The organism is Nocardia ignorata NBRC 108230, assembly GCF_001612905.1.
Lineage (GTDB): Bacteria > Actinomycetota > Actinomycetes > Mycobacteriales > Mycobacteriaceae > Nocardia > Nocardia ignorata.
On the sequence record NZ_BDBI01000033.1, the window covers coordinates 1 to 14813 of the forward strand.

Genomic DNA, 14813 nt, shown 5'->3' on the forward strand with positions numbered 1-14813 from the left:
ATATTTCAGCTCTTGCCGACCTCTTTGTTGTAGGCCTCGGTGATGTCGGCCGAGATGCGGCCGCGCGCGGAGACCTTGTGGCCCTTACGACGGGCCCATTCACGAATTGCGGCGCTCTGCTCGCGGTCCATGGAAACGCGGCTCTTGCCCTGCGGCGCCGGCGTACCGGCGGCCTTGGTCCGGCGACGGCCACTCACGCGACGCGCGTTGGCGACCCACTCGTCCAGGCCTTCGCGCAGGCGCGCCGCATTTGCCTCCGACAGATCGATCTCGTACGACACCCCATCGATAGCGAACTCGATGGTTTCGTCCGCGATGGACTCACCGTCGACATCGTCGATCAGGCTAACGGTGACCTTCTTTGCCATGAGATGAACGTCCTCTCGAAATCGTCAAGCCTGCCTCCAGGCCGAATACCCGAGGCAAGAATACCCCGAAATGCGAAATTTCCAACACGAGGCCTTCGCCCCGCGAATTCACAGGTCAGCGACTACTCGGGCGCACAATGGGGAACAGGATCGTTTCCCGGATTCCCAAACCCGTGAGTGCCATCAACAAGCGATCGATTCCCATACCCGTTCCGGTGGTCGGCGGCATGCCGTGTTCCATCGCGGTGAGGAAGTCTTCGTCGAGGACCATCGCCTCGTCATCGCCCGCCGCGCCGAGGCGCGCCTGGTCGACGAACCGTTCGCGCTGGATGACGGGATCGACCAACTCCGAATAGCCCGTGGCCAACTCGAAGCCGCGAACATAGAGATCCCACTTCTCCGTAACGCCGTCCTTGCTGCGATGCTGACGGGTCAGCGGTGAGGTCTCGACGGGGAAGTCGCGAACGAAAGTCGGCGCGTAGAGCTTGTCGCCATAGACGTGTTCCCAGAGTTCTTCGACCAGTTTCCCGTGACCGTAGCCCTTGCCCGACGGAATTTCCAGACCGACCCGTTCGGCGAGTGCCAGCAATTCCTCGACAGTCGTTTCCGGAGTGACCTCCACACCGATCGACTCCGACAGCGACGGATACATCTCGACCGTCGTCCACTCGCCACTCAGATCATATTCAGTACCGTCGGCAAGAGTCACCACGAGGGTGCCGAATGCCTCTTGTGCGACTTCCTGGACCAATTCCCGGATCATCGTCGCCGAGTCGTCGTAGGTGCCGTAGGCCTCATACGTTTCCAGCATCGCGAACTCGGGCGAATGGGTGGAGTCGGCGCCTTCGTTGCGGAAGTTCCGGTTGATCTCGAAGACCTTCTCCAGGCCGCCGACCACGCAGCGCTTGAGGAACAGTTCCGGCGCGATACGCAGGAACAGGTCCATGTCGAGGGCATTGGAATGGGTGACGAACGGGCGCGCGGCGGCACCGCCGTGGATGGTCTGCAGCATCGGGGTCTCGACCTCGAGGAAGCCACGGCGCTCGAGCGCCGTACGCAGCGCGCGGACCACGTTCACGCGGGTACGGGCCATTTCCCTGGCCTCGGGGCGCACGATCAGGTCGACGTAGCGCTGCCGGACGCGCGATTCCTCGTTCATTTCCTTGTGCGCCACCGGCAGCGGGCGAAGCGACTTGGCCGCCATCGACCACGAGTCCGCCATCACGCTCAATTCGCCCGTGCGCGAGGAGATGACCTCACCGTGCACGAACACGAAATCGCCGAGGTCGACATCGGACTTCCAGGCGGCGAGCGCGTCGGCGCCGACACCATTGAGGCTGATCATCGCCTGCAGTTTGGTTCCGTCGCCCTCCTGCAGGGTGGCGAAGCACAACTTGCCGGTATTGCGGACGAAAATGACGCGGCCGGCGACACCGACCTGCAGACCGGTTTGCGTATCGGGTTCGAGATCCGGGTAGGTGGAACGGATTTCGGCCAGCGTGTGCGTGCGCGGCACGACCACCGGATAGGCGTCACCACCGCCGGCGAGCAGCCGTTCACGCTTGTCCCGGCGAATCCGCATCTGCTCGGGGACATCGCTGTCCACGGCGGAACTGACGGCGCGGCCGGTCTCGGCGGAGTTAGGGGTGCTCACATTCGATAACAGTAGCGTGCACCGGAAAGGACCAGTGCGCCGCCCGTTACAACGAAGCCAGCGACTCCACTTCCCGGGCGAAGTGCGGCACCCCGATGCCTACGGTGAGCATGCCCGCCGACTTCAGCGCCTGATAACCGCCGATCAGATCGGTCGCGCGGTGCAATCCGAGTTCCTGAAGCGAGGCCGCGGCCAAACTGGACGTATAGCCCTCCGAGCAGAAAATGATCCACTCCACATCGTGGTCGCGCGCGAGCGACAACCGCGCCGACGACGTGGGATCCAGCCGCCATTCCAGCACATTGCGCTCTATCACCAGCGCACCCGGCAGAGAGCCCTCCCGAACACGCTGCGCGGCCGGGCGGATGTCGACCAGAATGGCGCCTCGGGCCAGCGCGGCGGGGACGTCGTAGACATACAGCCTGCGCAGCTTGGCGCGCGCGTTGTCGAGCATCTGGTCAATCGACAAACGGCTCATCACAGATCACCTTCGGGCTGGTCGGTGAGGACGGTTTCGGTGCGTCGCAGGGTGCCGTGGCCGGTCACCTCGTAATAGGACATGGCGGTCAGCGGCGGCGAATACGCGTGCACGCTGAGGGTGGGATCGAGCGGGCCCGCCGTCGCGTCGGCGGCGCGGACCACATCGTGGACCCAGCCGATCGGAAACGACGCCTGATCGCCCGCCGCGAGGGTGCGCTCGCGTAACTCGGTGCCATTCCAGCGGAATTCCGACAGTGCGCCGCTGAGCACGGTGAGCGCGCCGAGCGAACCGGCGTGGTCGTGCAATTCGGTGGGTTTCCCCGGCGTCCAGCTGATGAGCCAGACATCGACCTCGTCGTCGGCGATCAGGCGGGTGGCCCAGCGCTGTTCGGTCGGCCAGAGCCCGTCGGCGGGCAGCAGATGGTCGTAGCGACCGGCCAGGATATCCTCGGCGCCCTCGTCGGTGAGACGCAGCAGGTCGGCGGGGCGCAGCCGGGTGGGCAGGGCCGAAGCGACCGCGCGGTCGAGCGGCGGGGTCGCGGAGTATTCGTCACGGGCCGACGGCAGAGAAAGAACAGAGGAACGCATGAGCGCATCTCCAAGGAGTGAGAATCGGTCGAGGGGAAAACGTCAGCCTCGAACGGTCGAGGCAGGTCAGCCTCGACAACACTCCTGGGTGCTCACACGGAAAGACACGGGAGCGAGCTTAGCAGGCTCCCGCGTGGCCCGGCCAATGACCTGAATCACTTCTTGTTGCGCTCGTAGACGTGGCGCAGACCGGTGAGGGTGAGATGCGGTTCGTGCTGGTCGATCGTTTCCGATTCCGGCACGATCAACGGCGCGCCCGTCCCGGTGGCGACCACGGTGACATCGGTACCGGCGAAGGCGTCGAATTCGTCGCGAATGCGGTCGATCAATCCGTCGACCAGACCGGCGAAACCGAAAACCGCACCGGATTGAATGCACTCCATCGTGTTCTTGCCGAGCACTGAGCGCGGCCTGGCCAGTTCGACGCGGCGCAACGCACTGCGTTCGACCAGTGCCTCCGTCGACACCTCGACGCCCGGCGCGATCACGCCACCGAGGAACTCGCCCTTGGCCGAGACCAGGTCGACACACGTGGCGGTGCCGAAGTCGACGACGATCGCCGGGCCGCCGAACCGGCGGAACGCGGCGAGGCAGTTGACGATACGGTCGGCGCCGACCTCCTTGGGATTGTCGACCAGTAGCGGAATGCCTGTCCGCACACCGGGTTCCACAACCACATTCGGCACATGCGACCAATAGCGGGCGAGCATGATGCGCAGTTCCCGCAGCACCGGCGGCACCGTCGACAACGCCGAGACGCCGACCACCTGGTCGAGATCGGCACCGACAAGACCGCGCACCTGCATCGCGAACTCGTCGGCGGTGAGCAATGGATTGGTGTGAATACGCCAGTGCCGCACCAGTTTCGCGTGCTCCCCGAGACCGGAGAACAGGCCGAGTTCGATGGCGGTGTTGCGGACGTCGATCGTCAGCAGCATGTCCGACCCCCGCCGCGATCAGGCGATCGACAGGGAACGCGGCGAGGTGAGCCCGGAACCCTCGGGCGCGTGGGCGGGATCGGCGCCGAGTTCGACGGGCCGGTTGCGGTCGTCGACGAAGACCACCTTCGGCGCGTACTCGCGCAGCTCGGCCTCGTCGAGCTGGCCGTAGGCGATGAGGATGACCAGGTCGCCGGGGTGCACGAGATGTGCCGCGGCGCCGTTGATCCCGATCACACCCGAACCGCGTTCGCCCGCGATCACATAGGTTTCGAGGCGGGCGCCGTTGTCGATGTCGACGATGCACACCTGCTCACCCTCGAGCAGGCCCGCCGCGTCGAGCAGGTTCTGGTCGACGGTCACCGAACCCACGTAGTGCAGGTCGGCGTGGGTCACGGTGGCACGGTGGATCTTCGAGGTCATCATGGTGCGCAGCATCGGCTTCGCCTTTCTCAGTGCGCCTGCGGGGCAGGCAGGGAGTTCGCGTCGGGGTGCCCGTCGAGCTGGGCGCCGAGAACAAGGGGTGCGTTGTCGATCAGGCGGGTGCTGCCGACCTTGGCCGCGACGAGCAGGCGGGCGTTGCCCGATTCCGGGGCGGGGCCGAGGAGCGAGTCGCGCAGTTCGAGGTAGTCGACCTCGACACCGTCGGCCGAGTCGAGGACGGCGCGGGCGGCGGCGAGGACACCCTCGGGGCCGAGGCCCGCGGCGTGCCTGCCCGCGGCCAGGGCGGCCGACAGGGCGAGCGCCGATTCCCGTTGCGCCGCATCGAGATAGCGGTTGCGCGAGGACAGGGCGAGACCGTCGGGTTCGCGGACCGTCGGGTAGGCGACGATCTTCACGTCGAAGTTCAGGTCGCGGACCATCTGGCGGATCAAGGTGAGCTGCTGGTAGTCCTTCTCCCCGAAATACGCCTCCGAGGCGTGGGTGAGCTGCAGCAGTTTCGCGACGACGGTGAGCATGCCCGCGAAATGCGTCGGCCTGCTGCCGCCTTCGAGCTCGGCGCCGAGCGGGCCCGGGTGCACGGTGGTGCGCGGGCCGTCGGGGTACATCTCGTTGGCCGACGGCGCGAACACCAGGTCGACGCCCTCGGCCGCGAGCAGTGCGAGGTCGGCGTCGAGGGTGCGCGGGTAGGCGTCGAGATCCTCGCCCGCACCGAACTGCAGCGGGTTGACGAAGATCGACACGATCACGATCTGATTGGTGAGCCGCGCCTGCCGAACCAGCTGCAGGTGGCCCTCGTGCAGCGCGCCCATGGTCGGCACGAAACCGATGCTGCGGCCCGCCCCGCGCAACGCCTTGGCCACCGTGGACAGCACCTCGGGGCTGTGGTGCACGGTGAGCGCGCCGGGCTTGAACGCGCCGGTCGCCCGGGCGCCGCCCTGGTGGTGATGCACTTCTCGGGGTTCCATCAGTGGCCTTTCTCGGCGAGCAGCTCGAGCAGAGCGGGATTGGTCCTGGCGAGTTCGGCCGTGCGCAACGACATGGCGCGATACGACGCGGCCAGGCGTTCGTCGAACGACTCGACGGCATTCAGGTGTGCGGCGACCGCGTCCACGTCGCCCCGGGCGACCGGGCCGGTGAGCGCGGCCTGACCACGGCGCAGCGCGTTGTCGAGCGCGGCGGAGACCAGCGGGCCGATGAGGCGCTCGGGCAGGCCGCCCGGTTGCTCGTCGACCACAGGCTGACCGAGCAGGCCCGGGCCCGACATCGCTTCGCGCAGCGCCGAAACCGCGTCGACGATGAGCGTGACCAGGTGATTGCTGCCGTGCGCGAGGGCCGCGTGATACAGCGTGCGCTGGTCCTCCTCGATCCGCACCGGCTCGCCGCCCATCTCGATCACCAGCGCCTGGGCGATGGCGTAACCGACCTCGTCGGCGGCGGTGATACCGAAACAGGCATTGGCGAGGCGGGCGATGTCCTCGTCGTGACCGGTGAAGGTCATCGCCGGATGAATCGCCAGGCCCAACGCGCCCTGCTCGGTGAGCGGGGCGAGCACACCGACACCATTGGCACCGGAGGTGTGCGCGACGATCGTGCCCGGCCGGACCACACCGGCCGAGGCCAGACCACGAACCAACCCGGCCAGCTCGGCATCGGGCACCGCGAGCAGCAACAACTCGCTGCGCTGCGCCACCTGCTCCACCGGCAGGATCTGCGAATCGGGCAGCCGGGTGCGTGCCCGGTGCACGGAGGCATCGGAAATCGCGGCGACACCGAACACCACATGCCCGGCTCGCTCGAGCGCCACACCGAGCGCCGAACCCACCCGTCCCGCCGAGACGATTCCCACCGTCAGCCGTGCGGGCGCTGGATCGACACCTGAGTTCGCGCCATCAGAATCGACACTTCTCGAGGTCAACATTGTCCTCTCGATTGCGTTCCAGTCCCGCTGTGCGGGTACCAGACGTACCGGTCGAGAATAACGGGCCCTACGCCCACCCCGCCACGCCCCCCGTCGTGATCTAGCACACCCGCCTCTCCGGGAATTCAGGCCGGACTCAGGGGCGGGGTGACGTGCGTCGGCGGCCAGACCATGTGCGCGGTTACGGTTGCCCGTCCCCGGTGAGTTACCCATGTCCTCACTGACCCGCCTCCCCGAGAATTCAGGCCAGGCTTATGCGCGGAGAGACTTGCGTCGGCGGCCAGACCATGTGCGCGGTTGCGGTTGCCCGTCCCCGGTGAGTTACCCATGTCCTCACCGAAGTGGGCGGGTGCGTGGCGGATTCAGCGGTGTGGTTCGGGTGGGTGGCCCGCTGGACGGTGATCTTGGTGCGGCTATGTGCGGGTGGACTCCGATTGGAGGTTGGCCATGATGTCGGCTACCGAGAGGCGGGTGCCTTCGGATTCGGCGCGACGGCGGCGGCGGGAGCTGGTGCCGACGGTGGGGGTGGCCGGTGTGGGGTTGGGGGCCGGGGACGGGCCGGAGTTCGGGGGGGCTTCGAAGGCGGATTCGGCGGTGGGGACCGTGGCCGGCTGTTCGGTCGCGGGCTCGGGGGTGAGGGAGCCGGTGGGTGCCGGGGTGGCCGTCGGGTCGGTGGCCGGGGTCGACGACTGGTCCGTGCCGTTCGACGCGGGGGCCGAGGGGGCGGGGTCGAGGGGGCGGCCGTCGTTGTCGACCTTGCGGGTGTGGGGGGCCGACAGGCGCGGGGGCGGGGTTTTGGTCGACGACGACTTGGCCGGTTCGGGCTCCGGGGTCGACTGCTGGGACTCGGCGTATTCGTCGAGCTGCACGGCGGAGGTCTCGGCGGTGACCGGATCGTCGTAGGGGTCGGCGAAATTGGCCGACACCGGCTGCATGAAAACCGGTTTCAGGGCGCTGGGCGGTTGCTGCCAGGGGCCGAACCACGCGGCGGCGGCAGCCTCGTGGCTATCGTCGATCTCGGGCTCCGCCTCGTCGAAGGCGTCGAAATCGGCGTAGCCCGATCCGCCGCTCGGCAGGGCGTCGATGCGGACCGCGTCGGCCTGCAGGGCAGGCTGGTCATCGGGCAGGGCACCCTCGAACAGCACCTGCAGGTTCTGGCGCAGCAACGTGAGCTCCGCACGCAGGGCCGCGATCTCGGAAGCGTCGGCACCCACTTCTGCGCGCACCCGCGCCTCGACACCCATCTCGTATTCGCGGCGGGCGTTGATCTCCCGCTCGAGCTGCAACTCGTACACCGTCTGCAGATCGCGCACCTTGGCCTTGTCGACGGCCGCGTCCTTGCGATAACGAGTGGCCGCGAGGGCGCCGATCACGGCCGCCCACAGCGCCGCTACCAGGCCGATCCGGACGAATTGCACATTGTCGCTGAAGACGAGGAAAACACTGGCTGTCAGGCCGAGGAGAAGGAGGGCGCCGATGAAGAGCTTTCCCGCGTCGTCCCGCCGTCGACGGGGCGTGGTGCTACGGGAGGGTGAAACCATGGTGGCCAGGGTAGCCGGAAACAGCTGGTCGGCACACCGACAACGGGGGTGATTCCATTCGCAAGTTGCTAGGTGGTTGCCGGTTCGTCCGGTGGTTCGTCCGGCGCGCGGCAGCAGTATTCGAGCCACAAAGCCGCAGCAACCAGGGCGGAACCGGCGAGCAGACCGACCACCGCGCCCGGTGAATCCGAGGCCGCCGCCGTCACCGTGCCGCTCTGTGGGAAGACCCACAGCAGGAAGCCGAGCCACACGCCCGCCGCCAGCGAACCGACCTGCAACGACGCCTTGGCCAGCGCGGCCGCCCGCGCCACATTGATCGGATGCAGTTCGCCCGGTCCGTCGCCGATGCGCTGCTCGGCGATCCGGTTCTTGACGACGAACCCGAGCGCCGCCTCGATCCCGGCCACCGGCAGCAGCGAGGCGCCGGCGAGCACCGAGATGGACGGGAAGGTCGAGTAGGCGAAGCGGGTCGCGATCCAGGCGATGGCCGCGGCCAGCACGACATTCAGGGCGAGGTCGAGCAGCCGTGTCGGTTTCAGCACGGGCGGGCGCCTTCGCGCAGGACCAGGTCGGTGCGGACCACACCCGCGCGTTCGGCGGGGTCGACGGCGGCGAGCAGGTCGGCGACTGGCACCTGTGCGCCGTCGACGTGCAGACGGGCATCGGGCTCGACGTCCAGCCAGGGGACCAGCACGAACGCCCGGTGGTACGCCTCGGGGTGGGGCAGGATCAGCGTCGGATCGCTGTCGCGGACAACGGCTTCGCCGCCGTCGACGCATTGCACGATGTCGACGTCGAGCGTCCTCGCGCCCCAGCGCACCTCACGCACCCGGCCCGCCGCCTGCTCGAGCCGCTGCCCGAAACGCAACCAGTCGTAGTCGTCGAAGGACGGATCCTCGGCCACCACAACGGCATTCAGGTAGTCGTCCTGCTCCACCCCGCCCCACGGCGCCGTGGTGTACACCGGTGACACCGCGCGGGTGCGCTCCCCCAGCGCGTCGAGCACGCTGCGCAGATTGGCGAGCCGGTCGCCCAGATTGGCGCCGATCGAGAGCACCGCACGGGTCATCGGCGCGGCTCCGGCACCGCGGTGCGGTAGCGGGTGGCGACCACGCGCACATCGGTGAAGGTGTGCGGGATCGGTGCCGACGGCTTGTGCAGCACCGCTTCGACCGCTTCGATCCGCGGGTCGGTCATCACGTCGTCGGCGATCTCGGAGACGACCGTTTCGATGAGATCGCGCGGCGGGCCGGCGACGATGCGCACGGCGCGTTCGGCGAGGGCGCCGTAGTCGACCGTGTCGGCCAGATCGTCGGAGGCCGCGGCGGCCGCGAAATCGACCCACACGGTGAGGTCGACGACGAACTCCTGACCGTCGCGGCGCTCGAAATCGAACACGCCGTGCCTGCCGAACACGGTGAGCCCGCGCAGTTCTATGCGCGAGGACGCGGGCCGGTCGGCGGGCGGGGGCAGCAGCGGTGAGTTCATCGGGCGGCTCCTCGGGCGGCGGTGGCGCGCTGCCACGCATCGACAACGGTGACGGCGTCCAGCGAAGCGCGCACGTCGTGGACGCGCACGCCCCAGGCGCCGTGGGTCGCGGCGAGCGCCGACACGGTCGCGGTGGCGACCTCGCGTCCGTCGGGCGGGCGCGGGCCGCATTCGTCGGCGAGCAGGGCGCCGAGGAAACGTTTGCGTGACGCGCCGATCAGGATGGGCAGGCCGTCGGCGACCAGCTCCGGAAGGGCACCGAGCAGGGCCCAGTTGTGGTCGGCGTTCTTGGCGAAACCCAGGCCCGGATCGAGGATCAGCCGGTCGGCGGCGATGCCCGCGGCCACGGCCAGGTCCACCTGGGTGCGCAGTTCGGCGCGCACCTCGGCGACCACGTCGTCGTAGTGGTCGGCCGGGCCGGTGTGGCGGTAGTCGGCGCCCGCGCGCCAGTGCATGAGGATCCACGGCACGCCCCCGTCGGCGACCACCCGGACCATGTCCGGGTCGGCTCGCCCACCGGACACGTCGTTGACGACGGCGACACCGGCGGCCAGCGCCGCCTCGGCCACCTCGGCGCGCATGGTGTCGACACTGGTCGGCACCCCTGCCGCGACCAACCCGCGGATCACCGGCGCCACTCGCGCGGCCTCGGTCGCCGGGTCGACGCGGTCGGCGCCCGGCCTGGTGGACTCACCACCCACATCCACGATGTCGGCGCCCGCCTCGTACAGGGCGACACCGTGCGCGATCGCGAGCTCGGGATCGAGATAGCGACCGCCGTCGGAGAACGAATCGGCGGTCACGTTCACCACGCCCATGACCACACATGAGCGGCCGCCCCGCGCGGTCACGAGGGGCTGGTTCATTTGCGCAGGATCAGGTCCAGCGCCTCGGATCGCGAGGCGGCATTGGTCTGCAGGAGGCCACGCACCGCCGAGGTGGTGGTGCTCGCGCCGGGCTTGCGGATACCGCGCATCGCCATGCACAGGTGTTCGGCCTCGATCACCACGATCGCGCCGCGCGGGTCGAGCCTGCGCATGACCGCGTCGGCGACCTGGCTGGTGAGGCGTTCCTGCACCTGGGGGCGTTTGGCATAGAGGTCGACCACGCGGGCCAGCTTCGACAGGCCCGTCACCCGGCCGTGCGGGCCGGGGATATAGCCGACGTGCGCGACGCCGTGGAACGACACCAGGTGATGCTCACAGGTGGAGAACATGGGGATGTCACGCACGAGCACGAGTTCCTGGTGACCCTCGTCGAAGGTGGTGGCGAGCACCTCGTCGGGCTCGGTGTAGAGGCCGGCGAACATCTCGCGGTACGCGCGCGCCACGCGGGCCGGGGTGTCGAGCAGGCCGGGTCGGTCGGGATCTTCGCCGACCGCGAGCAGCAGTTCGCGCACCGCGTTCTCGGCGCGCTGCTGGTCGAACGGGCGGCCCGTCGCCAACGCCGTCAGCTCGGCCGGGCTCGTCTCGCCGAGCTCACCGGCCGGGTCGAACCCCGAACCGTTCCCGGCCGGCTCAGCGACTTTCCTATTGGCCGACAACTTCTCCACACCTCCGGGTCAATCCGGTACCGCTACCGGGTCTGTCCGGCTGCGGGCGGTCACCAGAGCCGGAACGTCCCGACTCGGACGGTAACCAGAGCCGAAACGATCCGGCTCGAACATCCCAGCGTAGTTGGCGCGGGGCCGACCGCAGCAGCTCGGCCTGGTGTCCGCAGTCCCGCATCCGCGACACGTGACCTTGCGCGCGGCACACCATGCCCGATCGGTGCGCCGCCTGGTGTAGTTCCAGGCGGGCCGACCGGGCGAGCGCGACGGGGGTCCGTCAACGGCCGTTCGGGCCGTTCCATTCGTTGGTGTCCGGGTCCGCGTCGCGCGCAGGTGGCTGCTGCGGCGGTGCGGTCGGCTGCTCGCCCCACGGCTGGAACTCGCTGCCGTGGCGCGGCTGGTGCTGGGGGGCCTGCTGCTGGGGCGGCTGTGACCAACCACCCTGGCCCTGCTGTTGCTGCTGTTCCTCGCGCGGCGGCCAGCCGGGCGCCGACCAACCGGCCGGGGCGCCGTAGTCCGGACGCGAACCGTGTGTGCCCGTCGGACGCGGGAAAGCCTGGGTCGGTGCGTTGGGCAGCGGGTATCCGGCGGCGGGCGGGGCGGGCTGACCGTAGGGCTGCTGGCCCGGGTAGCCGTTGGGCTGCTGCGGCGGGGCGCCGTTGGGCACCGGAACCGGTGCGGGCTGCACCGGCGGCCAGGGCTCACCACGCTCGAGCGCCAGCTCACCCGGGGTCTTCACCGGCGGCTTGTCCGACGGCAGCCGCTCACCGAAATCGTTGAACGCGGTGATGCGCGGACGCTTCTCGACACCGGCGAGGACCTCCTCGAGGTCCTTGCGGTGCAGGGTTTCGCGTTCCAGCAGTGCCGTGGCCAGCGCGTCGAGCTGCTCGCGGTACTCGCTCAGGATCGACCACGCCTCGGTGTGCGCGGCCTCGATCAGGTTGCGCACCTCCTCGTCGATCTCGCGGGCGACCTCGTGCGAGTAGTCGGCCTGCACGCCCATCGAGCGGCCGAGGAACGGATCGCCCTGCTCCTGGCCGTAGCGCACCGCGCCCAGGCGGGCGCTCATGCCGTACTCGGTGACCATGCCGCGCGCGATCTTGGTGGCCTGGTCGATATCCGACGACGCACCGGTGGTCGGCTCGTGGAACACCAGTTCCTCGGCCGCGCGGCCACCCATCGCGAAGACCAGTCGCGAGATCATCTCCGAACGGGTCATCAGGCCCTTGTCGTCCTCGGGCACCGTCATGGCGTGACCGCCGGTGCGGCCGCGCGCCAGGATGGTGACCTTGTAGACCGGCTCGATATCGGGCATCGCCCACGCGGCGAGCGTGTGCCCACCCTCGTGGTAGGCGGTGATCTTCTTCTCGTGCTCGCTGATGATGCGGCTCTTGCGACGCGGACCACCGATCACACGATCGACCGACTCCTCCAGCGATTCGCCGGTGATGACCGACCCGTTCTCACGGGCGGTGAGCAGCGCGGCCTCGTTGATGACGTTGGCCAGATCGGCGCCCGACATACCGACGGTGCGCTTGGCCAGACCTTCGAGGTCGGCGTCCTGCGCGATCGGCTTGCCCGCCGAGTGCACCCGCAGGATCGCGCGGCGACCGGCCAGGTCGGGGTTGCCGACCGGGATCTGCCGGTCGAAACGACCGGGGCGAAGCAGCGCGGGATCGAGGATGTCGGGGCGGTTGGTCGCCGCGATCAGGATGATGTTGGACCGGTCGCCGAAGCCGTCCATCTCGACCAGCAGCTGGTTGAGGGTCTGCTCACGTTCGTCGTGACCGCCGCCGAGGCCCGCGCCGCGCTGGCGGCCGACCGCGTCGATCTCGTCGACGAAGATGATGCAGGGGCTGTTCTGCTTGGCCTGCTCGAACAGGTCGCGCACACGCGAGGCACCGACACCGACGAACATCTCGACGAAGTCCGAACCGGAGATGGTGAAGAACGGCACCCCGGCCTCACCGGCGACCGCGCGGGCCAGCAGCGTCTTACCGGTTCCGGGCGGGCCGTAGAGCAGGACGCCCTTCGGGATCTTCGCGCCGAGCGCCTGGTAGCGGGCCGGATTCTGCAGGAAATCCTTGATCTCGTACAGCTCTTCGACGGCCTCGTCGGCACCGGCCACGTCCTTGAACGTGGTCTTGGGCATGTCCTTGGACAGCAGCTTGGCCTTGGACTTACCGAAGCCCATCATGCCGCCGCGACCACCGCCCTGCATGCGCGACATCACGAAGATGAACAGGCCGACCAGCAGCACCATCGGCACGATGAACAGCAGCAGCTGCGACAGCCAGCTCTCCTGCTTGACCACCGTGTCGTAGGGCGCGCCCGACTTCTGGACCGCGTCGAGGATCTTGGCGGAGGTCTCGCCGCCGCCGGGGTATTTGGCGACGATCTTGGCGTTGTTGTTGGTCGCGTCGTTGCCGTTGTTCAGTTCGACGCGGAGCTGCTGCTCCTTGTCGTCGATCTGGACGTTCTTGACGTTTTCCTTGTTCTCCAGCTGACTGAGCGCCACGGAGGTGTCGACACTCTCCCAGCCGCGCGTGTCATCGCCGAGATAGCTGAACAGCCAGATCATGAGCATGATGCCCGAGATGATCGCCAAGGTGCGAAACACTGTCTTGCGGTTCATAGAGCGTCGGCCGGACGGCCCAGTCCTTTCCGGTTATTTCTCCGGGGTGTGCCTAGCGAAGCTGTCGAGATCGGCGGGATTCGGATGCGGACATGCCACGTTACCGCGTACGGTCTAGTCGATACATCGCGCAGTTCGGCTGCTGGTGCAGCTGCACTGGTAAACGGCCGGGGAACGGGAGAGGTTCCCGAGTACCCCGTCCGGGTTGTTGCAAGTGGCCACAATCATGTCATGCCCGTCTTATCGTGGGCGAGGACACAACTACAGCGCAGGGGGTACGGACATCGTCGAGCTACGAACACCCACAGCGATTCTGCGCCACGGCGAGGGGCGGCTCACCGTCCTTCGGCCGGGTACCGACGGCGAACGGGTACTCGACGTTCCCATCGCCGACCTGCTCAAAGTCCGGTTGAACCGCCGCGCCGACGACGCGGTGGTGATCGAGATCTACCTGCGTTATCCCACCGCCGTGCTCACCGGTGTGCCCGCCGACCGCACCCCGCTGCCGGTGCTGATCGCCGAACACGACGTGCCGACCGCACTGGGCATCGTCGACCGGATCAACGACCAGATCATGGCCACCCAGCGCATCGATATCGCCGCACCCGATCTCACCCCGCCCGCTCCCGAGTGGGGCAAGGCCGGGCCGGTCCGCGCCGATGTGGACCGCGCCGTGCGCCGGATGGCGCCGCGCAAGGACGCCCGCTCGGCGATCAACGCGCTGCACCGGTACGTCACCTCCGACGAATACGTGCTCGAGACCGCGATCGCCATCGCCTCGCCGCCCGCGGGCTCGGGCGCCGGGCTGCTCGCGGCGACGACCGACCGGCTGCTGTTCATCGGCATCGGCGGCGATCGTTATGCCCACGAACTGCCCGTTCCCGCGATTCTGGGCGCCAGGACCGTCGAGAGTCATGCGGCGCCCGGTGAGGTCGACACCAGGCACGGCGGCTCGGGGATGGATGTCAGCGACGGCAATCGCACTCTGCATTTCGCGGGTGTCGATCGGGCCGACATCGAACGCGTGACCTGTGCGGTGAACTTCGCCGTGCGCAGGCAGGCGGCCGACGGCGCGCCCGGGCCGGCCGATCCCGGCGTCACCCAGCTCTACAGCGAATGGGAACTGCTGGTGGAGCGGCATTCGCTCGGCATGGTCGACGACACCCAGTTCCAGCGCTACGGCCGCGGGATCCTGCGCAGCCTGTAGCTC

Annotated in this window: 16 protein-coding genes; 1 reads left to right on the forward strand and 15 read right to left on the reverse strand. The window is 68.4% G+C overall.

Features of this window, described 5'->3' with window-relative positions:
- Positions 1-5: 5 nt before the first annotated feature.
- The 15 genes from NI2_RS25945 to ftsH form a co-directional block, all read right to left on the reverse strand.
- Positions 6-368 (reverse strand): histone-like nucleoid-structuring protein Lsr2, encoded by a 363-nt coding sequence (locus NI2_RS25945; RefSeq protein ID WP_067495754.1) that lies wholly within the window; start codon positions 366-368, stop codon positions 6-8.
- A 115-nt stretch (positions 369-483) separates the two neighbouring features.
- Positions 484-1950 carry a lysine--tRNA ligase gene (gene lysS, locus NI2_RS25950; RefSeq protein WP_067495885.1) on the reverse strand — a complete coding sequence of 489 codons (1467 nt, stop codon included), beginning with the start codon at positions 1948-1950 and terminating at the stop codon, positions 484-486.
- Positions 1951-2068: 118 nt separating this feature from the next.
- Entirely contained in the window at positions 2069-2500 is a 432-nt protein-coding gene (locus NI2_RS25955) for a rhodanese-like domain-containing protein (RefSeq protein WP_174552240.1), read from the reverse strand.
- Positions 2500-3090 (reverse strand): cysteine dioxygenase, encoded by a 591-nt coding sequence (locus tag NI2_RS25960; protein WP_067495757.1) that lies wholly within the window; start codon positions 3088-3090, stop codon positions 2500-2502. The genes NI2_RS25955 and NI2_RS25960 overlap by 1 nt, the downstream gene beginning before the upstream one ends.
- 155 nt (positions 3091-3245) lie before the next feature.
- A complete protein-coding gene (locus NI2_RS25965; RefSeq protein ID WP_067495760.1) occupies positions 3246-4028 on the reverse strand; it encodes a type III pantothenate kinase in 783 nt (260 codons plus the stop codon).
- Between the two features lie 18 nt (positions 4029-4046).
- A complete protein-coding gene (gene panD / locus NI2_RS25970; RefSeq protein WP_067495763.1) occupies positions 4047-4466 on the reverse strand; it encodes an aspartate 1-decarboxylase in 420 nt (139 codons plus the stop codon).
- Between the two features lie 14 nt (positions 4467-4480).
- Positions 4481-5437, reverse strand: a complete 957-nt coding sequence (gene panC / locus NI2_RS25975; protein WP_067495766.1) for a pantoate--beta-alanine ligase — start codon at positions 5435-5437, stop codon at positions 4481-4483.
- Complete coding sequence (locus tag NI2_RS25980; RefSeq protein WP_067495769.1) at positions 5437-6390, reverse strand: Rossmann-like and DUF2520 domain-containing protein; 954 nt, start codon at positions 6388-6390, stop codon at positions 5437-5439. The genes panC and NI2_RS25980 overlap by 1 nt, the downstream gene beginning before the upstream one ends.
- Before the next feature lie 413 nt (positions 6391-6803).
- Positions 6804-7931: a DUF6779 domain-containing protein gene (locus tag NI2_RS25985; RefSeq protein ID WP_067495772.1), complete on the reverse strand. Its 1128-nt coding sequence runs from the start codon at positions 7929-7931 to the stop codon at positions 6804-6806.
- A 68-nt stretch (positions 7932-7999) separates the two neighbouring features.
- Positions 8000-8473 (reverse strand): DUF3180 domain-containing protein, encoded by a 474-nt coding sequence (locus NI2_RS25990; protein WP_067495775.1) that lies wholly within the window; start codon positions 8471-8473, stop codon positions 8000-8002.
- A complete protein-coding gene (folK, locus tag NI2_RS25995; protein ID WP_067495778.1) occupies positions 8467-9000 on the reverse strand; it encodes a 2-amino-4-hydroxy-6-hydroxymethyldihydropteridine diphosphokinase in 534 nt (177 codons plus the stop codon). Before folK ends, NI2_RS25990 begins: the two co-directional genes overlap by 7 nt.
- Entirely contained in the window at positions 8997-9419 is a 423-nt protein-coding gene (gene folB, locus NI2_RS26000; RefSeq protein WP_067495891.1) for a dihydroneopterin aldolase, read from the reverse strand. Before folB ends, folK begins: the two co-directional genes overlap by 4 nt.
- Entirely contained in the window at positions 9416-10285 is an 870-nt protein-coding gene (gene folP / locus NI2_RS26005) for a dihydropteroate synthase (RefSeq protein WP_067495781.1), read from the reverse strand. The genes folB and folP overlap by 4 nt, the downstream gene beginning before the upstream one ends.
- On the reverse strand, positions 10282-10872 hold the full coding sequence (gene folE / locus NI2_RS26010; protein WP_067495894.1) for a GTP cyclohydrolase I FolE: 591 nt from the start codon (positions 10870-10872) through the stop codon (positions 10282-10284). Before folE ends, folP begins: the two co-directional genes overlap by 4 nt.
- 373 nt (positions 10873-11245) lie before the next feature.
- Positions 11246-13603: an ATP-dependent zinc metalloprotease FtsH gene (gene ftsH, locus NI2_RS26015; RefSeq protein WP_067495785.1), complete on the reverse strand. Its 2358-nt coding sequence runs from the start codon at positions 13601-13603 to the stop codon at positions 11246-11248.
- Between the two features lie 214 nt (positions 13604-13817).
- On the opposite strand from ftsH, the gene NI2_RS26020 reads away from it, so the two are divergent.
- Positions 13818-14810, forward strand: coding sequence for a hypothetical protein (locus NI2_RS26020; protein ID WP_243749830.1), 993 nt, complete (start codon positions 13818-13820; stop codon positions 14808-14810).
- Positions 14811-14813: the final 3 nt, after the last annotated feature.